This is a genomic window from Kribbella deserti (genome assembly GCF_042434725.1).
Classification (GTDB): Bacteria; Actinomycetota; Actinomycetes; order Propionibacteriales; family Kribbellaceae; genus Kribbella; species Kribbella deserti.
This window is the reverse complement of sequence record NZ_JBHLTC010000035.1, coordinates 122,019-144,370: the sequence shown is the minus strand read 5'-3', so window position 1 is coordinate 144,370 and position 22,352 is coordinate 122,019. Positions and strand designations below refer to the sequence as shown.

The 22,352-nt window shown below is 68.5% G+C and carries 19 protein-coding genes and 1 riboswitch; of the genes, 9 read left to right on the top strand and 10 right to left on the bottom strand.

From position 1 onward, the window contains the following. Positions 1-2 precede the first annotated feature (2 nt). From ACFFGN_RS26230 to ACFFGN_RS26220, 3 genes are read left to right on the top strand one after another with little or no spacing between them, the layout of a single operon-like run. Positions 3-1,289: an MFS transporter gene (locus ACFFGN_RS26230; RefSeq protein ID WP_380052551.1), complete on the top strand. Its 1,287-nt coding sequence runs from the start codon at positions 3-5 to the stop codon at positions 1,287-1,289. A 24-nt stretch (positions 1,290-1,313) separates the two neighbouring features. Beyond that, positions 1,314-1,739 (top strand): hypothetical protein, encoded by a 426-nt coding sequence (locus tag ACFFGN_RS26225; RefSeq protein ID WP_380052549.1) that lies wholly within the window; start codon positions 1,314-1,316, stop codon positions 1,737-1,739. 41 nt (positions 1,740-1,780) lie between these two features. Then, positions 1,781-2,755: a hypothetical protein gene (locus ACFFGN_RS26220; RefSeq protein WP_380052547.1), complete on the top strand. Its 975-nt coding sequence runs from the start codon at positions 1,781-1,783 to the stop codon at positions 2,753-2,755. 1 nt (position 2,756) lies between these two features. On the opposite strand, the gene ACFFGN_RS26215 is transcribed toward ACFFGN_RS26220, so the two are convergent. Genes ACFFGN_RS26215 through ACFFGN_RS26205 form a run of 3 tightly spaced genes read right to left on the bottom strand, consistent with a single transcriptional unit; the run spans position 2,757 to position 5,618 of the window. Then, positions 2,757-3,869, bottom strand: coding sequence for an alanine racemase (locus ACFFGN_RS26215; protein WP_380052545.1), 1,113 nt, complete (start codon positions 3,867-3,869; stop codon positions 2,757-2,759). Positions 3,870-3,871: 2 nt separating this feature from the next. Beyond that, the gene (locus ACFFGN_RS26210; RefSeq protein WP_380052543.1) at positions 3,872-4,510 is read right to left on the bottom strand and encodes a helix-turn-helix transcriptional regulator; all 639 of its coding nucleotides are present in this window, start codon (positions 4,508-4,510) and stop codon (positions 3,872-3,874) included. Continuing rightward, on the bottom strand, positions 4,503-5,618 hold the full coding sequence (locus ACFFGN_RS26205; protein ID WP_380052541.1) for a pyridoxal-phosphate dependent enzyme: 1,116 nt from the start codon (positions 5,616-5,618) through the stop codon (positions 4,503-4,505). Before ACFFGN_RS26205 ends, ACFFGN_RS26210 begins: the two co-directional genes overlap by 8 nt. 47 nt (positions 5,619-5,665) lie before the next feature. After that, positions 5,666-5,853: riboswitch (cobalamin riboswitch) on the top strand. Between the two features lie 27 nt (positions 5,854-5,880). On the opposite strand from ACFFGN_RS26205, the gene ACFFGN_RS26200 reads away from it, so the two are divergent. From ACFFGN_RS26200 to ACFFGN_RS26185, 4 genes are read left to right on the top strand one after another with little or no spacing between them, the layout of a single operon-like run. Further along, positions 5,881-6,927 carry an ABC transporter substrate-binding protein gene (locus ACFFGN_RS26200; RefSeq protein ID WP_380052539.1) on the top strand — a complete coding sequence of 349 codons (1,047 nt, stop codon included), beginning with the start codon at positions 5,881-5,883 and terminating at the stop codon, positions 6,925-6,927. After that, entirely contained in the window at positions 6,924-7,925 is a 1,002-nt protein-coding gene (locus ACFFGN_RS26195) for a FecCD family ABC transporter permease (protein ID WP_380052537.1), read from the top strand. Before ACFFGN_RS26200 ends, ACFFGN_RS26195 begins: the two co-directional genes overlap by 4 nt. Next, positions 7,922-8,959, top strand: coding sequence for a FecCD family ABC transporter permease (locus tag ACFFGN_RS26190; RefSeq protein WP_380052535.1), 1,038 nt, complete (start codon positions 7,922-7,924; stop codon positions 8,957-8,959). Before ACFFGN_RS26195 ends, ACFFGN_RS26190 begins: the two co-directional genes overlap by 4 nt. A gap of 3 nt (positions 8,960-8,962) precedes the next feature. After that, the gene (locus tag ACFFGN_RS26185) at positions 8,963-9,832 is read left to right on the top strand and encodes an ABC transporter ATP-binding protein (RefSeq protein ID WP_380052533.1); all 870 of its coding nucleotides are present in this window, start codon (positions 8,963-8,965) and stop codon (positions 9,830-9,832) included. A 15-nt stretch (positions 9,833-9,847) separates the two neighbouring features. On the opposite strand, the gene ACFFGN_RS26180 is transcribed toward ACFFGN_RS26185, so the two are convergent. Beyond that, the gene (locus ACFFGN_RS26180) at positions 9,848-11,188 is read right to left on the bottom strand and encodes an FAD-binding oxidoreductase (RefSeq protein WP_380052531.1); all 1,341 of its coding nucleotides are present in this window, start codon (positions 11,186-11,188) and stop codon (positions 9,848-9,850) included. A gap of 348 nt (positions 11,189-11,536) precedes the next feature. Then, positions 11,537-13,459 carry an acetate--CoA ligase gene (gene acs, locus ACFFGN_RS26175; RefSeq protein ID WP_380052529.1) on the bottom strand — a complete coding sequence of 641 codons (1,923 nt, stop codon included), beginning with the start codon at positions 13,457-13,459 and terminating at the stop codon, positions 11,537-11,539. A gap of 234 nt (positions 13,460-13,693) precedes the next feature. Between acs and ACFFGN_RS26170 the strand changes: the two genes are divergently transcribed. Both ACFFGN_RS26170 and ACFFGN_RS26165 read left to right on the top strand, forming a co-directional pair. Then, complete coding sequence (locus tag ACFFGN_RS26170; RefSeq protein ID WP_380052527.1) at positions 13,694-15,238, top strand: CYTH and CHAD domain-containing protein; 1,545 nt, start codon at positions 13,694-13,696, stop codon at positions 15,236-15,238. A 126-nt stretch (positions 15,239-15,364) separates the two neighbouring features. After that, positions 15,365-15,784, top strand: a complete 420-nt coding sequence (locus ACFFGN_RS26165; RefSeq protein ID WP_380052525.1) for a DUF6299 family protein — start codon at positions 15,365-15,367, stop codon at positions 15,782-15,784. A gap of 438 nt (positions 15,785-16,222) precedes the next feature. On the opposite strand, the gene ACFFGN_RS26160 is transcribed toward ACFFGN_RS26165, so the two are convergent. The 5 genes from ACFFGN_RS26160 to ACFFGN_RS26140 form a co-directional block, all read right to left on the bottom strand. Then, the gene (locus ACFFGN_RS26160) at positions 16,223-17,869 is read right to left on the bottom strand and encodes a monocarboxylic acid transporter (RefSeq protein WP_446685220.1); all 1,647 of its coding nucleotides are present in this window, start codon (positions 17,867-17,869) and stop codon (positions 16,223-16,225) included. After that, positions 17,866-18,210 (bottom strand): DUF485 domain-containing protein, encoded by a 345-nt coding sequence (locus ACFFGN_RS26155; protein WP_380052523.1) that lies wholly within the window; start codon positions 18,208-18,210, stop codon positions 17,866-17,868. The genes ACFFGN_RS26160 and ACFFGN_RS26155 overlap by 4 nt, the downstream gene beginning before the upstream one ends. A gap of 547 nt (positions 18,211-18,757) precedes the next feature. Continuing rightward, on the bottom strand, positions 18,758-20,311 hold the full coding sequence (locus ACFFGN_RS26150) for a sodium/solute symporter (RefSeq protein ID WP_380052521.1): 1,554 nt from the start codon (positions 20,309-20,311) through the stop codon (positions 18,758-18,760). After that, positions 20,311-20,664, bottom strand: a complete 354-nt coding sequence (locus ACFFGN_RS26145) for a hypothetical protein (protein ID WP_380052519.1) — start codon at positions 20,662-20,664, stop codon at positions 20,311-20,313. The genes ACFFGN_RS26150 and ACFFGN_RS26145 overlap by 1 nt, the downstream gene beginning before the upstream one ends. A gap of 269 nt (positions 20,665-20,933) precedes the next feature. Then, positions 20,934-21,710, bottom strand: coding sequence for a LytR/AlgR family response regulator transcription factor (locus tag ACFFGN_RS26140; protein WP_380052517.1), 777 nt, complete (start codon positions 21,708-21,710; stop codon positions 20,934-20,936). Positions 21,711-22,352: the final 642 nt, after the last annotated feature.

Below are 22,352 nucleotides of genomic sequence, written 5' to 3'. Positions count from 1 at the left end.
CGGTGGCAACCACCTGGCGGGAGCGGCTCGGCCGCTTGCGCGTCGACCTGAGTCCGTGGCGCGGTTCCCGCGACTTCCGCATCCTGGTCACGTCCGGCACGATCTTCTATCTCGGCCAGATGACGGCGTACGTCGCGTTGCCGTACCAGCTCTACCAGCTCACCGGCTCGAACTTCGCGGTCGGCGTGATGGGCCTGGTGATGATCGTTCCGCTGGTCGTTTTCGGCCTGTACGGCGGCGCGCTGGCGGATCACCTCGATCGCCGGAAGATGCTGATCGCGACCGGCGTGGCCCAGGGCCTGATCACCGCCATCCTGCTCGGCAACACCCTGCTGGACGATCCGCAGGTCTGGCTGATCTACGCCTGCGCCGCGCTGACGGCCGTCGCGTCATCGCTGCAACGGCCCAGCCGGGACGCGCTCTTCCCGCGGGTGGTCCGGCACGACCAGATGCACGCCGCCGTCACGCTGAACTCGCTCACCTTCCAGGTCGCCCAGCTGGCCGGTCCGGCGCTCGGTGGTCTGCTGGTGAGCACGGTCGGCGTCACCTGGGCCTTCGCCGTCGACCTCGGCGGTCTGACCATCGCCACCTTGATGTACGTCGCGCTGAAGCCGTATCCGTCGAACGAGCACAGCAGTCCACCCAGCCTGTCCGCCATCGGCGAGGGCATTCGCTACGCCTTCCGGCGGCGGGACCTGCTCGGTACCTACGCGATCGACATGGTCGGCATGTTCCTGGCGATGCCGATCGTGCTGTTCCCCGCGTTCGCCACCGAGGTACTGCAGGAACCGAAGCTGCTCGGCCTGCTCTACAGCGCCGAGTCGATCGGGGCCCTGCTCGCGACGCTCACCAGTGGCTGGGCGGCGCGAGTCCACCATCACGGCCGCGCGGTGGTGATCGCGACGATCGTGTGGGGTGGTTCGGTCGGCCTGGCCGGGCTGGCGCCGAACATCTGGATCGCGATCGCCTTCTTCGCGGTGGCGGGTGGTGCCGACATGATCTCCGGGCTGTTCCGTGCCGTGATCTGGAACCAGACGATCCCCGACGAGATGCGCGGCCGGCTCGCGGGTATCGAGATGCTCTCGTACTCCCTCGGCCCGCTAGGTGGTCAGGCCCGCTCAGGTCTGGTCGCCGACCTCACCACGGTCCGTACCTCGATCGTCAGCGGCGGCATTCTCTGCGTCGCCGGCGTCGTTCTCACCGCCGCCTGGCTCCGCGACTTCTGGCACTACGACGCCCGCACCGACGAACACGCCGTCCGCGAACGCACCCTCCGCAACGAACCGTGACCGCCTCGACAGACGGGTTGGCAGATGGGCGACGTGACTGAAGACCTGATCACCACGAGGCTGGAGACGCTCGCACGGAATGTGGAGGCGTCGTACGGCGAGGCGGTGGTCGTCCAGCGGCCGGATATCTGGGAGGTCGCGCTTAGCGATGCGGCAGGCGCTGGGATCTCGGTCGAGTGGTGCGACAACGGCCCCGGCACACACCTGCTGTACGTGGATGTGGGTCGGCATTCGGTCACGCTGCACCGGGATGACGATTCCGTCGACTACCTGGAGCAGATCGTTCGGGCCGCGGTCACCGGCGGTATCACCGAGTCTCGACGGCCGGGCAGGAGCCGGCTCGAGATTCCCTTGGCCGACGGCATGACCGCGACGGAATCCGGATATGGCGTGTCCTTCGCGCGGGACCAGCCGCACACCTATCCGGCGTACAGCACTGGCCGCGCCTGAACCGGGGTTTGAGGAGGGTGGATGGCCTACAGTCGGTGGTCATGCGTATTCGTGTCGCTGTCGCCGCGTTGGTTCTCGTTGTCCCGTTGGCCGGGTGCGGCTCGGGGAACGAGGCGGGTCCCACGCCTACGCCGTCGCCGTCCGCAGCCGTGACACCGAGCGAAAGCCCGAGCGGCACGCCGAGTGAGACGCCGAGCGCGCCGACGGCGAAGGTGGCCGACACGTTGTGCGTGCGGATCGACCAGACGCTGGTGCAGCGGACCTTGGACGTCTCGTCGGTGGCGATCCAGACGAAGCCACTCCCGGCCGAGCTGGGCCTGCCGACGTACGACGTGTGCGAGCTTCAACTCGGTACGGGTACTCCCGGCGGCAACCTGCGCATCGGCGTCTCGGTGCGACCGGCCAAGCTGACGGATCTCGCGGCGTCCCGGGCGACGTACAACGCGACACGCGGCTCGGCCGAGGTGGCCAAGGACGTGATCGCGGGCGACGGGGGATTCGGTACCAGCCGGTTCGTGGTGGTGCTCGACGAGAACCGGCTCGTGAAGGTGAGCGGTCCCGCCGCGAAGATCGAGAAGTACGCCGCCCTCGCCGCCGCGACCCTCCAGAACCTGCCCGGCCTACCCGAGCCAGAACCCCTCGTGGCCCGGACGGAATGCGAGCGTGGTTCCTCCGAGGCAGCGGCGGTACTCGGCGCGCCCGCGTCGTTCCGCCGGGATGGTGAGACTCCGACGGGCGACCTGATCTGCGGCTGGGGTACGGCGTCGACGGTGCTCTGGACGTCCGAGGCCCTGGTGCCCGAGGCGGCCCGGGTGATGGACACCGCGCGCAAGTCGCCGACCGCCGAGTCGATCCCGCTCGGCGACGAAGCCCTGATCGACCTCAAGACGCTGACCGTGAAGATGCGCGTCGGCGACGACCGGATCGTCACGATGACCCGGCTGCCCGCGGGCCAGGCCGACAAGAACGACATGACCGCGTTCGCCCTCGCCATGGCCGGCCTCTACACGAACTGACCTACCAACCGGTGATGCGCGGCCAGGTCTCGCCGGTCGCGAGCTGGTACGACGCGTGCTGGGCGGCGGTCGCGCACGCGTGATTCGGCAGGATGCGCAGCCGGGTACCGACCGGCAGCTCGGGCAGTTCCCGTGAGCTGCCTTCGCGCAGGCTGAGAATCCCGTGCTCCTGGCTGGCGTCCGTCATCAGCAGATCCGCAATGACCTCGCCGCCTTCGGCACAGACCAGCCCGTAGCCCTGGTCCACCGCCTGTCGCGCGGTACCGCGGTCACGGGACGTCGCCATCCAGCCCGCGTCGGTGAGGATCCAGCCCTGATCCGGCCGATGCCCGATCACGGTGGTGACCACGCTGAGCGCGAGGTCGTCGACGGTGCAGACGCCGATACCGGCCATTACCAGGTCGAAGAAGACGAAGTTGCCGGCGCGGATTTCCGTGACGCCGGTCAAGTCCCGCGCGAAGTGCGCTGTCGGGGTCGATCCGACGCTCACCACCGGAGCCTCGAAGCCCTTGTCACGAAGGGATTCCGCCGCGCGCACCGCGACCGAGCGCTCGTTCTCCGCCGCTTTGACCAGTTCGGCCTCGGTGTAGCAGAAGTACGACTCCCCGGCATGAGTCATTACCCCGCGGACCTCGCCGCCGTCGCTCAACGCGCGGGCAATCGCGATCAGCTCAGGCGAATCCGGTTCGACCCCGCCTCGATGGTCGTCGCAGTTGATCTCGATCAGCGCCGGGATACGCACGCCCGACTCGTTCGATACGGCGGCGACGGCCTCAGCCTGAATCACGCTGTCCAGCAGTACGACGAGGTCAACCCCGCTTCGGCGCAACGCGACCACATCCGGTAGCTTCGCGGGCGTAATCCCCACCGCATAAAGGATTTCGGTGCACCCCGCGGCCGCGAAGCCCTCCGCCTCGGCGAGCGTGGATACCGTGATCGGCCCGGTGCCACCGTCGAACAGCAGGCGTGCGACCTCGACCGACTTCGCCGTCTTCAGATGCGGCCGCAGCGGTACGCCGAGTGGCGCGAGCTGATCGCGAAGGCGCTGGATGTTGCGGACGACGCGGTCGGAGTCCAGCCGCAGGTACGGCGTGCGGGTGGTTGCGGAGGACATGGTCACCTCACGTAGTTGTAGACGGTGGCGCGGGAGATGCCGAGGATCTCGGTCAGCGCCGGAACCGAGTGTTTCACCTCGAGAAAGCCCTGCTCCTTCAGGGATCGAAGCAGTTCCTTGCGGTCGGCAACTTCCAGATCGCGGGGCATTCGACCTCGCGCGGCGGCGAATTCCTCAACGACGGAACGCAGTTCGCCGGTGGTTCGCGCCCGCAGGTTCTCGGTCAGCGGCTGCTCGGGCGAATCGGTCTGGACCAGGTTGCCGAGGGCCCGCGCGACCGTGGAGAACAGGGATACGTCGAGGTTGAGGCAGATCGCGGCGACGTACACGCCGGCGCTGTTCTTCAGGCCGATCGAGGTGCTCTTGGCCGGGCGCCCGTCGGGAAACCTGTTCGGGTAGTTCTGGATCACGCTGGGGTAGTCCGGGTCCTCGACCCGGGCCAGCCCGAGCTCGGTCGCGGGCGCGCCGACGGCCCGTCCGGACAGGTTGTTCTCGATCACGCGGATCGCGTTGTCGGGCCGGCGCAGATCGTGCAGCACCACCTCGCAGACGCCGGGAAACATCTTGCCCAGCGCAACAACGATGGTCTCGGCCTCGCGCAGCAGTAGTTCGTCCTCAGTCAATCGAGTCAGCTCAGGCATCGAAGACCTCGGCCATCCGGGTGGTTGCCTTCAGCCCCGACCCGGTCAGGATCACCACGGTCGTTTCGCCCGGGCGGATCTGCCCGCGGGCGCGGAACACCTCGATCGCCGCGGCGGCCGTCGCGCTGGTCGGTTCGGCGTAGAGCCCGACCGAGGCCAGGCGCCGTACCGCTCCGGCGATGCCGGCCTCCGGAATGGCCGCGAGGTCCCCGCCGGATCGCCGGATGGCCGCGACCACCTCGGGCAACCGGATCGGCCGCTGGATCGCCGTACCCTCCGCGATCGTCGGCGTGAACTCCACCGGCTGATCGTGGAACGCGCCGACGATGGGCGCACACGCCTCCGGCTGGGCGACGAGCAACCTTGGCAGCCGGGGGATGTGCCCGGCCGCGAGGAGTTCGGAGAAGCCCAGGTCGCACCCGAGCACGATGCTGCCCGCCCCGGCCACGGTGACGACGGCATCGGGCGCGCGGAAGCCGAGGTCCTCCCAGAGTTCGTAGGCCAGGGTTTTGGTCCCTTGCAGGAAGAACGGATGCCAGTTGTGGCTCGCGTAGTACGTCTCGGCTGATTCCGCCAGCGCGCGGGCCGAGGTGGCCTCGCGGTCGCCCGGGACGAGTTCGACCTCGGCGCCGTACGCGCGACTCTGCAGCACCTTCGCCGGGGAGGTGCCCTCGGGCGCGAGGATGCGGGCCTGGATGCCGGCGCGAGCGCTGTACGCCGAGACCGAGGAACCACCGTTGCCGGAGCTGTCCTCGATCACGCGGTCGATGCCCTGGCCCGCGAGGTACGACATCATCACGCTGGTACCGCGGTCCTTGAAGCTGCCCGTCGGGCTGAACCACTCGAGCTTGAACAGCACGTCGGCGTCGCCCCAGCGCTGATCCACCAGCGGCGTACATCCCTCGCCGAGGGTGACCGGTTCGCGGATGTCGCCGGGCAGAGCGGCACGATACCGCCACAACGAGCGAACGCCCGGGTCGATCTCGTCGGGGCCGATGCCCGGCAGCGCCGACACGGTCAGCGGTGCGCCATCGTCCCCGCGCCAGCGGGAAACCTCCAGCGGGTAGTCGCGCCCGGACCGCGGATCGACGTACGTCGGCTCACTCATACGATAAGTCTAATCGTAGACATTTAGTCTATCAATGTCGGCATGGGCTACCGTGGCGCCGTCGTGGTGCTCGGGAAGCCGGTGAGATACCGGCGCGGCCCTCGCCACTGTGATCGGGAAGTGCATCGGCCACCCTGCCCAGCAGGGGTCACTGGTTGCGTGAGCAACTGGGAAGGCCCGTCGGCGCACGAGGTATCCCGTCAGCCAGGAGACCGGCTACGACGCGTCAGACCCGTCCACGAGGTGCTGGAGGAGCGGTCCTATGGCCGTTGGTGCGTTGCTGAAACCTGTCCTGATTCTGACCGCGCTGACCGTTGGCAGCAGCCTGGTCGCCGGCTGCGGTGGTGCCGCCCAGGCGGGTGACGAAACCGGGGCCGCCGCCATCACCGTGCGGAACTGCGGCCTGGACGTCACCGTCGATGGCCCACCCAAGCGCGTCTTCGCGGCGTACCAGCCGGCGATCGAGATGGCCCATGCGCTGGGGATCTCGGACCGCCTCGTCGGTACGGCGTACCTGGACGCGGTGGTGCTGCCCGAGTACGCGGAGGCCCAGAAGTCCCGGAAGTACTACAAGAACCTGCCCAGTCGCGAGGAGCTGCTCAGCCAGAATCCGGACTTCGTGCTGTCCGGGTTCAACGACGTGTTCAGCAGCAACGGCAGTGACGCGAGCTTCGGCGCACGCAAGGGCCTGGCCGAACTCGGCGTGCGGACGTGGATCTTCAGCCCGCTCTGCCCGACGGCGGACGGTCTCGGGGACGAGGCGATCGACCCGAAGACCGTCTCGATGGACAACGTGTACGCCGATCTGCGCGACCTCGGCCGGATCTTCGGGGTGTCCGAACGGGCCGAAGCGGTAGTCGCCGACCAGAAGACCCGGATCGCGGCCGTGCGCCAGAAAGTGGCCGGGGCCGACCGGCCGACGGTCGCCATCCTGCGGGCCAACCTCGAAGGCGGCATGACCGTCTCGGGCGGTCCGGACTTCGGCACCGTGCTGATTCGCGAGGCCGGCGGTGTGAACGCCTTCGCCGATCTCACCTCCCGGCGGAACGTGAAGATCAGCATGGAGGAGTTCATCAAGCGCAATCCGGACTACGTGCTGGTGAGTGACTGCTGCGACGCCACGATGACCGAGGCCGACGCCGCCGCGGAGGTGGCCGCGTTGATGAACAACCCGGCGCTGGCGAATCTGAAGGCGGTCCGGAACAAGCGGATCAAGCCGTTCCTGTTCGCGCATCACTCGGCCGGTGTGCGGGGTGCGCACACCACCGAGCTGATCGCCGGCATCATCCATCCCGACCTGGTCAAGTGAGGTTCCAGGCTCAGCGTGCGGCGGGTCTGCTGATCGCCCTGGCCGTGCTGGCCGGTGTGGTCGTGGTCTCGGTGATGGTCGGTGACCGCTTCCTCGGACCCGACGAGGTGTACGCCGCCGCGCGCGGCTTCACCGGTTCCGATACCGACCGCGTGATCCGGTACCTGCGGTTTCCCCGCACGATGGCAGGCCTGCTCGCGGGCGCCGGCCTCGGTCTCGCGGGTGCGGTGATCCAGGGCGTGACCCGGAACCCGCTCGCCGGGCCGGGCATCCTCGGGGTGAACGCCGGTGCCGCCCTCGCGGTCGTGGTGGCGATCGGCCTGCTCGGCATCCACAGCCTCAGCGGTTACGTCTGGTTCGCGATGGCTGGTGCTCTGGTGGCAACCGTTGTGGTCTACCTGGTCGGCTCGGCCGGCCGCGGCGGCGCCACCCCGGTGAAGCTGGCGCTCGCGGGCGCGGCCATTTCGGCATTCCTCGGCTCGGTCACGTCCGCGATCACCTTGCTCGACATCTCCACGTTGAACGAGTTCCGCTTCTGGGTGGTCGGTTCGCTCGGGCGTGCCGACGTACCGACCATCAGCCAGGCGTGGATCTTCATCCTGGCCGGATCCGTTCTGGCGCTTGGCCTGGCCAGTTCGCTGAACCAGATCGCGCTCGGTGACGAACTCGCCAGCACCCTCGGTACCAAGGTCAACCTGGTTCGCCTCATCGCCGCCCTCGCGGTGATGGCGCTGGCCGGTACGGCGACCGCCATCGCCGGGCCGATCGCCTTTGTGGGGTTGACGGTTCCGCACATGGCGCGGGCGATCGTCGGCTCGGACTACCGCTGGATCCTGCCATGGTCGATGGTGCTCGCGCCGACCGTACTGCTGCTCGCCGACGTCATCGGCCGTCTGGTGGTCCGGCCCGGTGAACTCCAGGTGGGCATCGTGACCGCGCTGGTCGGCGCGCCGCTGTTCATCGCGCTGGTCCGCCGCCGGAAGCTGGCCGAACTGTGAACCGCCTGGTCGTACTGCGTTCCGGGCCGGTCTCGGCGCGGGTGGATCTGGTCAGCCTGGTCACCGGTTCGATCGCGTGGGTGCTGACCTTCGCTGTGGCGGCGGTGTCGCTGACGCTTGGCGACTACGAAATTCCGCTGGCGGATGTGCTCAACACCCTTGCGGGTAACGGCTCCCTGATCATGACCGACGTGGTGGTGAACAGCCGGCTGCCGCGCGTCCTGGTCGGGATGGGCGTCGGTGCGGCGTTCGCGATCTCGGGTGCGATCTTCCAGCGGCTGGCGCGTAATCCGCTGGTGAGCCCGGATCTGATCGGCATCAACGCCGGTGCCGCGCTCGCCGCCGTCGTGATGATCACCGTGCTCGGCAGTGGCGCGGGCTGGATCCCCGTCGGCGCGTTGCTCGGTTCGTTGTCGACGGCAACGATTATCTATCTGCTGGCCTATCGTCGCGGCGTGGCCGGATATCGCCTGGTTCTGGTGGGCATCGGTATCACCGCCATGGCCGGCGCGGCAACGTCGTACCTGCTCACGCTGGCCGATATCTACACGGCCAAGAGTGCCTCGTTGTGGCTGGCGGGCAGTCTGTCCGGCCGGACCTGGGCGCACGCGGCGCTAATGGGTGGCACCTTGCTCGTTGTGGTCCCGTTGGCCGTCGGATTGTCCCGCCAGCTGAGGCTGCTCGAACTGGGTGACGACCTCGCTCGTACGTTGGCAGGCCGGGTCGAACTGGCCCGCGGCCTGCTGATCCTCGCCGGGGTGGCTCTCGCCGCGCTCGCCACGGCGGCGGCCGGGCCGATCGGGTTCGTCGCCCTCGTCGCGCCGCAGATCACCCGGCGGCTACTGGCGGAACGCGTGATCGGCCTGCTCACCTCGGGCGCGATCGGGGCCTTACTAGTGGTGGTTTCGGATCTGGTGGCGCGCCAGATCTTCGCGCCGACCACCTTGCCGGTAGGCATCGTGACGGCCTTTCTCGGCGCGCCGTACCTGCTCATCCTGATGGCCCGCGCGAATCGCGTCGGGCGGGGAGGCTGATCCATGTCCCTGCAAGCGCAGCACCTCACTCTGGCGTACGACGCCGAACCGGTGGTCGCGGATCTATCGGTCCACATCCCGGCCGGACGGGTCACCGTGATCGTCGGGGCCAACGCCTGCGGCAAGTCCACCCTGCTTCGCGGATTGGCCCGGCTGCTCGCGCCTCGTACCGGGGTGGTTCTGCTGGACGACGTAGACGTGACTCGCCTGGCCGCGGGCGCTTTCGCGACCCGGCTCGGCATGCTGCCGCAGCAGCCGATCGCGCCGGACGGCATCACCGTGGCGGACCTGGTCGGCCGGGGGCGGCATCCGCATCAACGGTGGTTCCGTCAGTGGTCGAAACAGGACGAACTGGCCGTGCTGGAAGCGATGCGGGCCACGGACACCCTGGAGCTGGCCGATCGCTCGCTGGACGAGCTGTCCGGTGGTCAGCGCCAGCGGGTGTGGATCGCCCTCGCCCTCGCCCAGGACGCCGAGATCATGCTGCTGGACGAACCGACCACCTTCCTCGATCTGGCCCACCAGTTGGAGGTGCTCGACCTGGTTCGCGATCTGAACGTGGACCGGGGCAAGACGGTGGTGCTGGTGCTGCACGACTTGAACCTGGCCAGCCGGTACGCCGACCACCTGATCGCGTTGAAACACGGCCAAGTGGTCGCCGAAGGCCCACCGTCCGAGGTGGTGACGGCGGACCTGGTCGAGGACGTCTTCGGCCTGCCCTGCGCGGTCATCCCGGATCCCCTCACCGGCACCCCGCTGGTCCTGCCGAGGCCGCGCTCGTCCCGCACTCAGCGTTCTTCGTCGGCCTCCGCCCTCCACCCGCCGGCTCGCGGGTGGAGGTCAGCTGAGCTGAGGGCGGAATCCGACGAATGAACGCAACCGAAGGGGTTACGCCGGGCGGATGTTGTGGTTGCCGGCGAAGAGGTTGTTCGGGTCGTACTGGCGCTTGACCGTCGCCAGCCGCTCGTACGTCGCGGTCGGGTAGATCGCGGCCACCTCGTCATCGGTCGCCGAGGCGGTGAAGTTCGCGTAGACGCCCTTGGTGTTCGGCGCGAGCCGCCCCCAGATCGCGTCCAGGCCTGGCCGGGTGGCCTCGATCACCGGCTTCGGGCCCACCGTCGCGGTCACGATCATCAACTCCGCTTGGCGATGCGCGTACGCCGTCGCGTCCTCGGCCACTCGCGACACGGCGCCACCGACGCTGCGAATGGCGATCGCGGGTGACCGTTCGGAGGTGCCTACCTCGGCGAGGGTGGCCAGGGCCGCGGACACGGATTCCCGGTGTACGAAGGCGCTTCGCGTCACGATCTGGATGCCGGGCGGCGGGACCACGCCCTCCTCGAGCGTGTCGGCGTACGGCTTGAGCGTGACGTTGTCGTCGAGCACCGTACCGAGCCGCCGAATCGGGTCGATCGCCTCAGCAGCGCTTTCGGTGTCGTCGCCATCGAACACCACGTGGATCTCCACCGGGGCCTCGTGCCCACCGGCGAACGGGTTGGCCAGCGCCACGATCGACGTGAGGTCCGCGGTGGCCGTGCGGAGGTACTCGGCCCAGCCCTGCAGTACGGCGCTCGCCTCCGCCGCCGGGAAGGTGATCCGGCCATGGAAGACGTCGGTGGCCGGATGGGCCACGAACTCGAAGGCGGTCACGATGCCGAAGTTGCCTCCGCCGCCGCGAAGTGCCCAGAACAGTTCGGGGTTCTCCTCGGCGCTGGCCCGTACGACGTCGCCGGTGGCGGTGACCAGTTCCGCGGCGGCGAGGTTGTCCAGGGCCAGGCCGTATTTGCGGACCTTCCAGCCGATGCCGCCGGTGAGCGTCAACCCGCCGACGCCGACGGCCTTGTTGTCGCCCGACGAGATGGCCAGCCCGTGCGGGGCCAACGCCGCCGCGACCTGGCCCCAGACAGCGCCGCCGCCGATACGAACCAGGTGACGGTCCTTGTCGATCACCTCGACGTTCGCGAGTTGGCTGAGGTCGATCACCACGCCCCCGTCGTTGGTGCCGAAGCCCGGAAAGCTATGCCCACCACCTCGCACCGAAAGCTCGAGCCCAGCCTCGACGGCGAACCGAACCGCCGCCTGGACGTCCTCGGTACTGCCGGGGCGGAGCACGTACGCCGGCGCCCCCAACGCCAACACCGCCCGGCTAGCCCCCTCGTACTCCGCCGTCCCCGGCTCAACAACCCCGCCACCGAACGCACGCCGAAAGGTCTCCACCTTTGCACTCATAACTTTCCTCCCAGGGGATCAGCTGTTTCCCCGTTGACCCCCACCACCCCCAAGATGTGACAACCCCACGATGTGGCCTGAGTCACATGCGTCCCCCAGCCCTGGCCCGCGACCACGCCGGCCACGTCAGGGTGAGCAACCGGTGAAAGTGGCGCCACTGACAGGCGACGATTGGGCGCATCCATCACGCCCGGTTGAACCCGGCATCCGACGGTTGCCCCCTGCGCCAAGAGGGCGCAAGATGCGCCGAATCGTCGCAACATCACCAATCGGCCGCCGTACCGCGGCGAGTGGCGCCACCCTCAGCGGTTGCCCGCCCTACCGTGCGAGGGCGGTTCCGTCCCCGGCTTAGTCCTCCGACGAGGTGGTGAGGCCGGTGCGGATGAGGTTCATGACGTTGGTGTCGGCCAAGGTGGACGTATCGCCTACCTCCCGGTTTTCGGCGATGTCGCGCAGGAGGCGGCGCATGATCTTGCCGGAGCGGGTCTTGGGCAGTTCGGCCACGATCATGATCTGACGGGGCTTGGCGATCGGGCCGATCTCCTTGGCGACGTGATTGCGCAGCTCGGTCACGCTGTCCGCCGTCTCGGTCGCGGTACCGCGCAGAATCACGAAGGCGCACACCGCCTGCCCGGTCGTCTCGTCCGTCGCGCCGACAACCGCCGCCTCGGCCACGCTCGGATGCGAGACCAGGGCCGACTCGATCTCGGCCGTCGAGAGCCGATGGCCCGACACGTTCATCACGTCATCCACCCGGCCGAGCAGCCACAGATCGCCGTCCTCGTCCTTCTTCGCGCCATCGCCCGCGAAGTACAGCCCCTCGAACCGCGACCAGTACGTCTCCCGGTAGCGCTCGGGATCGCCCCAGATACCCCGCAGCATCGACGGCCAGGGCTCGGTCACCACCAGCAGACCGCTTTCGCCGTTGCCGAGCGGCTTGGCCTCGTCGTCGACCACCGCCACGTTGATGCCCGGCAGCGGGACCTGCGCCGAGCCGGGCTTGGTCGCCGTCACGCCCGGCAACGGGCTGATCATGATGGCGCCGGTTTCGGTCTGCCACCAGGTGTCCACGATCGGGCAGCGGCCGCCGCCGACGACCCGGTGGTACCAGCGCCAGGCCTCGGGGTTGATCGGCTCACCGACGCTGCCGAGCACCCGCAGGCTGCTCAGGTCCGCCGCCGCGGGGATGTCGTCGCCCCACTTCATGCAGGTCCGGATGGCGGTTGGTGCGGTGTAGAAGATCGTCACGCCGTACTCCGCGATGATGTCCCACCAGCGGCCTCGGTGCGGCGAATCGGGTGTGCCCTCGTAGATCACCTGGGTGGCGCCGTTCGCGAGCGGGCCGTAGACGATGTAGCTGTGCCCGGTGATCCAGCCGACGTCTGCCGTGCACCAGTAGACGTCGGTGTCGGCGTGCAGGTCGAAGACCGCCTTGTGCGTGTACGCCGTCTGCGTCAGGTATCCCCCGGTGGTGTGGAAGATGCCCTTCGGCTTCCCGGTAGTACCCGAGGTGTAGAGGATGAACAGCGGGTGCTCCGAGTCGTGGGCCTCGGGTGTGTGCTGGTCCGAGGCGCCGTCGACGACGTCGTGCCACCAGACATCGCGTGAGTCGTCCCAAGCGACGTCAGACTTTGTACGTCGTACCACCAGGACCTTGCTGACAGGGGAGTCACCAGAGACTGCAGCGTCTACAGCCGGCTTGAGAAGACTCGCGGTGCTCCGGCGGTAGCCGCCGTCTGCAGTGACTACCAGGCTCGCCTGCGCGTCTTCGATCCTGCTGCGCAGTGCATCCGCGCTGAAGCCGCCGAAGACGACACTGTGCGGCGCACCCAGCCGGGCGCACGCAAGCATGGTGATGACTGCCTCAGGGATCATCGGCAGGTAGATCGCCACCCGGTCGCCCTTGCGGATTCCTAGCGAGGTGAGGGCGTTAGCGGCCTTGGAGACCTCCCGCTGCAATTCGGCGTACGTGATGTCGCGGCGGTCCCCAGGCTCGCCCACGAAGTGGATCGCCACCTTGTCCCCACGGCCTGCCAGCACGTGCCGGTCGACGCAGTTGTACGACACGTTGAGCCGGCCGCCGACGAACCACTCGGCGAAGGGCGCGTCCGACCAGTCCAGGGTCTGGTGGAAGTCCTGGTCCCAGCTGAGCAGTTCCCGCGCCTGACGGGCCCAGAAGGCCTCGCGATCCGTCGCGGCCTCGTCGTACAGTGCCGCGCCTGCGACTGCCTGGGCGGCGAATTCGGGACTGGGCGGGAAGGTCTCGGGCATGGCGGTGCTCCTTGCTCGGGGATTGAGCAAGATCCTGCGTGCCTCCCGTGCTGGTGCCAACCCCCAGCCCGCTCCCGTACGACGAAACGGCCCGGCGCCTCGGTAGACGCCCGCAACGCCACGCCGAACGGTCCTTCTCCCACGCCCAACGGTCACCTGCACCGGCGGCTGGCGAGACGCGTGTCCCGGGTTCTTCGGACGGGAGAAGAGTTGAGTGGGCTGGTAGGAAGGAGTATGGCCCGTATCGAGCAGTTGGAGATCGAGACCAAGTACGACGTCGCCGAGCGCGTGGTTCTGCCCGCGCTGCACGAGCTGCCCGGAGTCGAGCGGGTGGCTCAGCCGGTTGAGCAGGATCTCGAAGCGGTCTACTTCGACACCGCCGCCTACGACCTCGCGACGGCCGGGATCACCTTGCGCCGCCGAACCGGCGGGGACGACGCGGGCTGGCATGTGAAGTTCCCTGCGGAGACGGGCGGACGGCTGGAGGTCCGGTTCCCGCTCGGCGAGGAGGTGCCGCTCGAGCTGGTGCGCATGGTCCGGGTGTACGTCCGGGACCGCCCGCTCGTGCCGGCCGTGACGCTGCGGACGCACCGCGTCGTACATCGCCTGCTCGGCGCGGACGACGTCGTACTCGCCGAGTTGAGCGACGACCAGGTGAACGCCGAGATCGCCGGGTCCGAGCCGAACGTCTGGCGCGAGTGGGAACTGGAGCTCGTGGACGGTGCGCGCGACCTGCTCGCCGCCGCGGAACCAGTCCTGCGCGAAGCCGGCGCCGAGCCCGCGGCGGGCCCGAGCAAACTCGCCCGGGCGCTGGGGGATCGGGTGCCGGTCAGGCCTACCTGGGAGCTACCGGCGAAACCGACGGCCGTGGATGTTTTCCGGGCGTACGCCGCCGAGCAGGTGAACGCGATCCGCCGCCGCGATCCCGAGGTACGGCGCGACCAGCCGGACGCCGTACACAAGATGCGGGTGGCCACCCGGCGGTTGCGCTCGGCCTTGGCGACGTACCGGCCGGTGGTCGATCGGGCCGAAGGTGACCGCATCCGCGCCGAGCTCAAGTGGCTCGCCGGCCAGCTGGGTGGCACGCGAGACGCCGAGGTGATCCACGAACGCCTTTCCGCCGCGGTCGCCGCCGAACCACCGGAGCTGGTGATGGGCCGGATCGCCGGTGCGATCGATGACGAGCTGCGGGCGACGTACAAGGCGGCGCACGAGGTCTCGCTGGAGACGCTCGAGACCGAGCGGTACTTACGTTTGCTGGACGATCTCGACGTGCTGGTCGCCGAACCACCGCTCACCGAGGCTGCCGCCGAACTCAAACCGAAGAAGTCGGCACGCCTGCTGAAGTCCCTGCTCAAGCATGACTGGAAGCGGATCACCAAGGCGGTCGACCGGATGCGCGCCGCCGAGCAGGGGGCCACCGATGCCGCGGCCAGCGCGCCTTCGGTGGAGGCGGCGAACGCGGCGGTGGAGGCCGAGCGGCACGAGGTGCGCAAGGCGGCCAAACGGCTGCGGTATGCGGCCGAGTCGGTGGCGCCGGTGCTCGGCGAAACCGGCGCCACCGGCCTGGCGAAATCGGCTGAGCGGGTCCAGGAGGTCCTCGGGGCCTATCAGGACAGCGTGGTGGCGCGACAGGTGTTGCGACAGCTCGCGGTTCAGGTGCAGCTCGATGGGGGTAATGCCTTCACGTTGGGTCGCCTGCACGCGCTGGAACAGACCGCGGGTGAGGCGGCCGTGCGGTCCTTCGACTCGGTCTGGCCGCTTGATTTCCCCTTCTAGGATTGGGATTTCTGGCCGGTTGCCAAACAGTCAGCGCCCTGTGCAACCTTTGCGGGCTGTGGATGCGTCTCCAGTCATCAGCCGCTCGCGAGGGGTGAGCGGCTCTACTTCCGGAGGCGTTCCGCTATGCAAAATCTCAAGAAAATCACCCTTGGCGCCGCCACGGTGCTCGCCGCGCTGGCTCCGGTCGACGGCATGGTCGCGGGTGGCCAAGACGCAAGTGCCTCGACGCAGGAGACCCGGCTGCTGCTGGCCATTGACGAGAGACCGGCGCTGCAGGCCGATGGCTCTGTCGTGCTGACCGGTACGGTTCGATGCCCGGCGGGCGAGAGTTTCCTGCTGACCGCGAACCTGGCCCAGGGCAGCGAGTTCCACGGCAACTTCATCGGCGGAACCTGTACCGGTGAGGTCCAGCCCTGGTCGGCCAATGTCGCGGTTGCCGGTGCGGACTACCGCCGCGGCGACGCCCTTGCCCGGGCCATCTTGCAGCCGTCGAACGACACTTTCGACCAGGTCGAAACGGCCAACACCGTGCGCGTCCGCTGAGCTGTCTCGTTGCGACATCTTCACGTTGGCCGCTGATGGAGGTCTTCGTCAGTACCTTCGGTGTCGGCAGCTGAGCTGATTCATCGCAAGTACCGACTGTGCGGCCCGGGACCGCACAGCAGGGCGCTTGCGCTGGGTCCTGGTGTGCCGGCGAGCGGGCCGCGCACGCATTCCGGGCGGTTGTGGATCGGGACTCGGAAACTGTCGGCAGCTGTGCCTATTATCGAAAACATGTTCGAATCGATCCAGCGCTGGTGGCTCCGGCGACAGGGGCGTGGGTGCGCCCAGAAGCCTGTGGTGACAAAGATTTCGCCGCCGGCTGATGGGGTCAGCTGCCGGCGGCGAAACCTGTTTCAGGGGAGGGGGCGGATCTTGCTCCACCGGCCAGGCCGGTGGAATTCGTGGGTCCCTTCGGTCAATTACTGGGTGCAGGACTGGTCAGTGCTCGACCGCCTTCTCGGCCCCTGCCCCGGTGAGGGAGCGGACCTCCATCTCGGCGAACTTGTCCACGTTGACGGGCTCCTTGCTGGTCACGGTGCCCAGCCAGCCGAGGAAGAAGGCCAGCGGGATCGAGACGATGCCCGGGTTGTCCAGCGGGAACCAGTGGAAGTCGATCGACGGGTCGGTGATCATCGACAGGCTCGCGCCGGTCTTCGCGTCCACCTTGCCGGAGACGACCGGGCTGAAGGCGATCAGCAGGATCGCCGAGCCCAGACCGCCGTAGATGCTCCAGAGTGCGCCGCGGGTGTTGAAGCGCCGCCAGAACAGGGAGTACAGGATCGTCGGCAGGTTCGCGCTCGCCGCCACGGCGAAGGCGAGGGCGACCAGGAAGGCGATGTTCTGGCCGTTGGCGAAGATACCGCCGACGATCGCGACCACACCGATCACCAGCACGGTGATCCGGGCGACCCGGACCTCGCCGTCGGGGTTGATCTGGCCCTTCTTGATCACCGAGGCGTAGACGTCGTGGGCGAACGACGCGCTCGCGGTGATGGTCAGACCGGCGACGACCGCGAGGATGGTGGCGAAGGCGATCGCGGAGATCACGCCCAGCAGCAGTTCGCCGCCGAGGTGGTAGGCCAGCAGTGGCGCGGCCGAGTTGGCCTTGCCCGGCGCGGCCTTGATCGCGTCCGGTCCCACCAGGGCGCCGGCGCCGTAGCCGAGAACCAGCGTGAACAGGTAGAAGATGCCGATGATCCAGATGGCCCAGGTAACGCTGCGGCGGGCCTCCTTCGACGTCGGCACCGTGTAGAAGCGCATCAGCACGTGCGGCAGGCCCGCGGTGCCGAGCACCAGCGCCAGACCGAGCGAGATGAAGTCGAGCTTGCTGATGCCCGTCGCGCCGTACTGCAGACCCGGGTTGAGCAGCTTCTCACCCGCGGTCGGGTTCTGCGCGACTGCGGCGCCCAGCAGCGACGACAGGTTGAAGCTGAACTTCGCCAGGACCCAGATGGTCATGATGCCGGCGCCGATGACCAGCAGCACGGCCTTCACGATCTGGACCCAGGTGGTGCCCTTCATGCCGCCTACGAGAACGTAGGTGATCATGATCAGGCCGACGACCGCGATCACGAGGCCCTGACCGGCGCGGTTCGTGATGCCGAGCAGCAGGGCGACCAGGCCACCGGCACCGGCCATCTGCGCCAGCAGGTAGAAGAAGCAGACCACCATGGTGGAGAAGGCGGCGGCCATCCGGACCGGCCGCTCCTGCAGCCGGAAGGACAGCACGTCGGCCATCGTGAACCGGCCGGTGTTGCGCAGCAGTTCGGCGACCAGCAACAGGGCGACCAGCCACGCGACCAGGAAGCCGATCGAATAGAGGAAGCCGTCGTAGCCGTTGATCGCGATGGCCCCGGCGATACCGAGGAAGGACGCGGCCGAGAGATAGTCACCGGCGATGGCGACACCGTTCTGCGGGCCGGTGAAGGAGCGGCCGCCCGCGTAGTAGTCCGCGGCGGTGCGGTTGTTCCGCGACGCGCGAATCACGATCGCCAGCGTCGCCACCACGAACAGCCCGAAAATCAGGATGTTCACCGTCGGGTTGCCGATATCGGTTGCCATCGGCAACAGCATGGGCGCGCTCACAGGCCCTCTCCCTCAATCAGCTGGCGCATGCGCTCGGCGGCCGGGTCGATCTGCCGGTTCGCCCACCGCACGTAGATCATCGTGATGGCGAACGTGGAAACGAACTGCCCGAGGCCGAGCAGCAGGGCGACGTTGATGTTTCCGAAGACCTTCGTGGACATGAAGCTCGGCGCGTAGTCGGCGAGCAGGACGTAGAGGAAGTACCAGGCCAGGAAGAGGCCGGTCATCGGAAAGACGAAACGCCGGAACCTGCGGCGCAGTTCGGTGAAGTCCGGGGAGATCTGGACATCACGGAACGACGACAGGTCCGGTTCGCCGGCCGCGTTGTGCGTTTCACTCATCGCGGGACCTCCAGACAGATCGGGCCGGGCGGAGACCGGCGACAGGGGATGCTTCGACGACTGTGCTCCACGTCACCCCGCCTGCCCAGCACCAGCGAGCACTCCGTCGGTGAGCGGCCCCCAAGCCTCGTTCGGCGGCGCCGCCCCCAACGACGAACGGTCCCATCCACACGACGAACGGTCCGCCAACCACTAACCACTCGCCTCTCTCCGTCGTACGTCCCCCACCGACCATCCACCTCTCCCTGCCGTACGTCCCCACCAACCGTCCACCGAAGCCGGGCGCGCCGTACGTCCCACCGGCTGTCCACCGAAGCCGGGACCGCCGGACTTCTATCGAGCGTGGGCCGGGTCGTGCTGCCGGCGGTCGCAGGCCGCCTGCTGCGAGGCGGCCACCACTGCTGTTCGCCAGATTGCGTTACACCGCCACCAGCCTCAGCCGCCAGTCCGAACTCGAAGATCTGCTCGGACGCGGCTAGCACTGCCAGGAGCCGACTGCACTGCTTGGACCGGGAGCCCAGGCCTGGGCTGGCTCACGTTCTTACTGTCAGGGGGTGAAGCTGCGGTCTACGTCTACGGCTTCGGGCGTGTGCAGGCGGACCATGCTGCGGGAGGTGCCGGCGGGGATCTTGTGTGGGGTAAGTAGCGAGGCGACGATGACAGTGCCGAAGGCCAGCGGCATGGTCCAGGCGGCGGGTTGGGCGATGAGCGCGCCGCCCCAGCCGCGCCAGCCCTCCGGTGGGCGGGCGATCACGTTGACCAGTACGGCGGTGATCGTCAGGGCGCCACCGACGATGAGCCCGGCGGCGGCTCCGACCGTGGACATCCGGCGCCACCAGATGCCGAGCACCAGCATCGGGCAGAACGTCGACGCGGCCACCGCGAACGCCAGTCCGACCGTGTCCGCGAGGCTGAGCGAACCGATCACCCGCCACGCCATGAACGGCACCGCGATCGCGATCAACGCCGCGATCCGGAAGCTGTTGACCGCGACATAGTCCCCACCGGTCAACCGGCGCAGGCGCGCCCGCAACAGGTCCTGGTCGATCACACCGGCGATGGCGACGGTCAACCCGGACGACGTCGACAAGAACGCCGCGAAGGCCCCTGCCGCTACCAAGGCCCCGAGCAGGTCACCCGCGGTACCAGGGAAAACTCGGCTCGGCAGTTCCAGGACCACACTGTCGGCCGCACCCTGAACCAGCTCTGGCGCGAACTCCCGGCCCAGGACGGCGTACAGCGGTGGGAACACGTAGAACGAGCCGAGCAGCGCAAGCACCACAACGGTCGTACGACGGGCCGCGCGGCCGTCCGGGTTGGTGTAGAAGCGGACGAGTACGTGCGGCAGGCCCATCGTGCCGAAGCACAAGGCGAGCAACAGCGAGTACGTCGCGTACAGCGGGTGTTCCCGGCCGTTCGCGCGGGACAGCGGTTCGGCCCATTCGGAGCCGGCGCCATGCAGGGAGTCGAGTACGCCGCCTGGATGGCCGGCCGAGTTCCACAGGATCAGGATCACGAAGATCGGCGTAGCGAGTGCGGTGAGCTTCAGCCAGTACTGGAAGGCCTGGACGAACGTAATCGACCGCATACCGCCTGCGGCGACGTTGATCACCACGATCACTCCGACGGTCAATGCGCCGACCCACGGCGGTGCGCCCGTCACGGTTTGCAAGGTGAGTCCCGCGCCTTGCAACTGCGGTAGCAGGTAGAGCGTGCCGATACCGACTACCAGTACCGAGCAGATCCGCCGTACGACTGCCGACTCGAAACGGGTCTCGGCGAAGTCGGGCAGGGTGTACGCGCCCGAGCGGCGTAGCGGCGCGGCGATCAGTACCAGCAACATGAGGTAGCCGACGGTGTAACCGACCGAAAACCAGAGCATGTCGGCGCCGTTGACCAGTACGAGTCCGGCGACGCCCAGGAACGACGCGGCCGACAGGTACTCGCCGCTGATCGCAGAGGCGTTCCAGCGTGGGGATACGGCCCGGCTGGCGACGTAGAAGTCGCTGGTGGTGCGGGAGATCCGTAGCCCGAACAAGCCGATGCCGATGGTGGCCGCGATTACCAGGCCGATCGCGGTCAGGCTCATCGCGGAGGACATCAGCGCCGTCCGACGAACTCGGTGAACTCGGACTCGATGCGCTCGGCATGCCGGACGTAGATCCGCGCGGCCACGTAGACGGCCGGATAGACCGCGACGCCCAGCAGCAGCCAGGGCAGTGGGATGCCGAGGACGTTCAGCGTGCGCGAGGCTGGGACCAACGCGAACAGCAAGGGCAGTGCGCCGAGCGAGACGGCGGTGCCGAGGATGACCTTCAGGGCGAGGCGGAGCTGGGACTGGATCAGCGAGCGCATGTAAAGATCGCCGACCTGGGTCTGCTCGTCGATCTCCCGCGTCCCGCCGCGCGTCGCCTGCCGCCGCGCCGCGCCCGCTCGCGGTGACGTGATCCGCACCCGCCGCTGGACCTCCGCGCCACCACGTCGCGCTCCGTCGCCCCCGCGCCGCGCCCCCTCGCCACTCCCACGGCCCGCGTCGGCAGGGCGCGACGGCACGCCGGGGTGGGCGCTTGGGCGGGGCGGCTCGTCGGTGTTGGCGTGACTCGGCGGAGGTACGTCGGAGTGGGCGCTTGGGCGGGGCGGTTCGTCGGTGTTGGCGTGGGCCGGCGGAGGTACGTCGGGGTGGGGTGGGGCGTCGTCGGCGGGTGGAGGGCCGGGTGGGGTGGTCATCCGCGGAGGGAGGTTGAGCGGACTAGGAGGTCGCGTAGTTCGCGGGTGTGGCGGCGGCTGACCGGCAGCCAGTCGTCGCCGACGCGGACCGAACACCGGCCGCCGTCCACCCGCATCTCGTCCACATGTGCGAGCGCGACCAGCGTGCTGCGGTGGATGCGGGTGAAGCCGGCCGAACGCCAACGTTCTTCCAGCGTGCTCAGCGGGATGCGGACCAGGTGGGAGTTCTGCCCGGTGTGCAGGCGGGCGTAGTCGCCTTGCGCCTCGACGTACCGGACGGAGGAACGCTGCACGAACCGGGTGACGCCGGCGAGTTCGACCGGGATCACCTCGTCCTCGACCGGTTCCTCCACGGCGCCCGCCGCGCCGGCGGAACCAGCTGAGCCGGCCGCGGCCGCGCCGGTGACCACCCGGCGGACCGCCTCGGCCAGTCGTTCGGCCCGGACCGGTTTCATCACGTAGTCCGTCGCGTCCAGGTCGAACGCCGCGACCGCGTGTTCGTCGTACGCCGTGACGAAGACGATCCGCGGCCGGGTGGCGAACTTCGACAGCACCCGGGCCAGGTCGATGCCGTCCAGCCCGGGCATTTTGATGTCGCAGAACACCACGTCGATCGCCGAGGCCTGCAGGATGCGCAGCGCGTCCGGGCCGTTGGAGGCGGTCTCGATCTGGCCGATCCGCTCGTCCTGGGACAGCAGGTAGACGAGTTCGGCCAGCGCCGGCTCCTCGTCGTCGACGACGAGAGCGCGCAACGGAACCGCGGGATCGGACATGAGCCACAGGCTAATGTCCCCGCTTCCCTTGTCGCGAGTAGTCGCCTCTCACCGGTGCGGCGCGCAGACCGCCGACTGGCCGGCCGCAGGTGTGCAGACGCGACCACTCGCGGTGGGAGGAAGGCGGTGCAGACGCGTCCACTCGCGGCAGGAGGGGAAGGTGGGTGGGATGCTCCTATACAGCCCGATCGGCGGCCGTCGGGATTGTGGTCGGGCATGATCGGCAGGGCCGGTGCGGCGGGAGATGCGTCTTCACTGGCTAGTGCGCGTCCGCTTGCTGAGCCGGGATATTGCGTGGTCACCCGTCCCCCTGAGGAGTCGCGGAATGTCGGGCCGGATTGGCCCGCGTCAAGGTGGACGTGGCTGTCGGGGTGGTCGGGGCTGTCGGGGTGGTCGGGGTGGCCCCGAGGTCGGCTACCTAGTTTTTGCGCGACTACCTGGTTGGAACCGGGTAGTCGCGCAAAAAGTCGGTAGCGGGCCTACCAAAAGCCGGTAGTCGTCCCACAACCCGGTAGCCGGCCTGGGAACGGGCCGTACCAGGGCCTGTTCGACGGACCCAGCTGAGCGCCAAGGCGAAGAGGCGCACCGGGCCCGAAGCAGGACCTACGGCGACAGCCCGGGGCGAATCGGGGGCGAAAGACG